Raw genomic sequence first — 2,340 nt, 5'->3', positions numbered from 1 at the left:
GGACGGTTCTGCTCGATACGGGTAGCCGCTCGCGGTGCTACCTCCGGCACATGCTCCTCGATCACAAGATGCGCATTGGAACCTCCCGCTCCGAACGACGAGATGCCAGCGATGCGCGGAACCTCGCGAAGCTCGCCGTCCACCTCCAGCAGCGGGCGCTTCCACTCCGCCAGTTCCCGCTGCACGACGAACGGCGTCCGACCAAAGTCGATGTTCGGGTTCAGCACGTCTGCGTGCAGAGACGGCACCAGCTGGCGATGCTTCATCTGCAGCAGCACTTTGGTCAGGCCCGCGATGCCAGCCGCACTCTCGCAGTGGCCGATGTTCGATTTGACTGATCCGATCGCGCAGAATTGCGTGTCTGCCGTGTCTTCTTGGAAGACTCTCATCAATCCGGCGATCTCGATCGGGTCGCCGAGCGCCGTTCCCGTGCCGTGCGCTTCCAAGTAAGAGAGGGAGTGCGGGTGAATGCCGGCCTTTTTGAACGCGCGTCCGATCACGCGAGCTTGCAGATTCGGATTCGGGACGGAGTAGCCGTTGGTCTTGCCGCCGTGATTGACCGCCGTCCCCTTGATCACGCCGTAGATCTGGTCGCCGTCCTCCAACGCCTTGGCGAGCGGTTTGAGCAGCACAGCGCCGACGCCTTCACCCGGCACGTACCCGTCGCCCCCTTCACCAAAGCTCTCACAGCGCCCTTTGCTCGACGCGAACTTGCCTTGGCCGAGCATCAGGTACTTGTTCGGATGCAAGGACAGGTTGACCCCGCCGGCCACGGCCAGCTCGCAGTCGCCTTGCTCCAGACTCTGGCAGGCCAGATGAATCGCCGTGAGCGACGAGGAGCACATCGTATCGACCGCAAGGCTCGGGCCATGCAAGTTGAAGAAATAGGACACGCGGTTGGCGATCGACGACGGGTTGCCCGACAAGGCCATCGGACGGCCCCGCAGCGTCTCCTCCGCTCCGTAGAGCTGATACTCCGAGTACATCACCCCGACGTAGACCCCGACATTGCGCTCCTCGCCCGATTCCCCGCCTGACACGAGCGTGTCGCGGGTGTAGCCCGCATCTTCCATCGCCTCATACACGGACTGCAGGAACAGGCGCTCTTGCGGGTCCATGATCTCAGCTTCCCGAGGTGCGATGTTGAAGAACAGCGGGTCGAACTTGTCGACATCGCGCACGAACCCGCCCCACTTGCTGTACGTCTTGCCACGCTTGCTGCGATTCGGGTCATAATACGGGCTGTGATCCCAGCGCTCCTTTGGAATCTCGGTGATCGAGTCCCGACCCTCGCGCAAGTTGTTCCAGAATGCCTCCAGATCATCCGCCTGCGGGTAGTGCCCTGACAGCCCGATGATCGCGATGTCGAGCGCGCCGCTCTGTTTGGTCGGCTCCTTGACCGCCGCGCGAACCGGCGCGACGACCTTCTGCACAGGCGCTGCCACCGAAACCGATGCAGGCTCTGCCGGTCGCTCCTCGACCCCGAGCAGGTCGATCAGATGGGCACGGTGATTTTTCAAAAAGTACCTGGTCAGATCGCGAATGTTCTGGTACTCGAAGAACAGCGTCTTCGGCAACACACCGAACGTTTTTTCCAATTGACGGGTCAGCTGCATCACCATGATCGAGTCGATGCCGTACACTTCCAGCGGCGCAGACGCTTCGATGCTCTCAACCGGAACTCCCAGGACGGAGGACAGCTGCTTTTTGAAAAAATCGGCCGCTGCGCTCGCCAGAACCGCCTCTTCCTTGGCAGTCGGGATCGGAGCTGCGGAAACCTGCTTGTCGGTCTCGCCTGTCAGCAGGTCGATCACCTGCTGGATCGTCGGCAGTTCCGAGAAGGTGCTCGGCGTCAGATCCAGGCCGAACTCCTCGTCGAGACGATCGGCCAGCTCATTCATCAGAAACGCATCGATCCCGTAGTCCAGCCACTCGGCCTCGGCATCCAGTTCATCAGGTCTGACCTGCAGCAAGTCCGAGGCCATCTGCAGCACTCTCGCTTGCACATGGCCAGCCACGCTGTGAACCGGGCGGGCAGCAGGGGCAGGGAACAGCGGGTGCAGCTTCTCCGTGATCCGGGCGAGGTCGCCTTGCACCACCATCACCTGATCGCACCCGATGGCCAAGCCCTGATAGAGAGCCCGAATCCCATTCCGGCTCTCCAGCGGGATCATCCCCGTATGCTCTCTCATCCATTGCTCCGTCTCTGCATCCACCTGCATTCCGCCGTCTTGCCAGAGCGGCCAGTCGATCGCAAGCGTGCGGCCTTGGCGTTGCCCGCGAGCGACCAGACGATTGCGCTCGGCAGCATAAGCATCCAAGAATCCGTTGGCCGCCGCA

General features: G+C 62.0%; 2 protein-coding genes. Both read right to left on the bottom strand.

Annotated elements, in window-relative coordinates; all coding sequences use genetic code 11:
- On the bottom strand, nucleotides 1-1,973 hold a 1,973-nt coding region (locus tag L696_RS28790; RefSeq protein ID WP_425339329.1), incomplete at its 3' end, for a beta-ketoacyl synthase N-terminal-like domain-containing protein.
- Nucleotides 1,954-2,340, bottom strand: a 387-nt coding sequence (locus tag L696_RS32780) for a hypothetical protein (RefSeq protein ID WP_425339328.1), incomplete at its 5' end; no start/stop codon positions are given. The genes L696_RS32780 and L696_RS28790, both read right to left, overlap by 20 nt.

The organism is Paenibacillus maysiensis, from assembly GCF_000520815.1.
GTDB lineage: Bacteria > Bacillota > Bacilli > Paenibacillales > Paenibacillaceae > Paenibacillus > Paenibacillus maysiensis.
The sequence above is the reverse complement of the archived record's forward strand: the minus strand, read 5'-3'. Positions and strand labels throughout refer to the sequence as shown.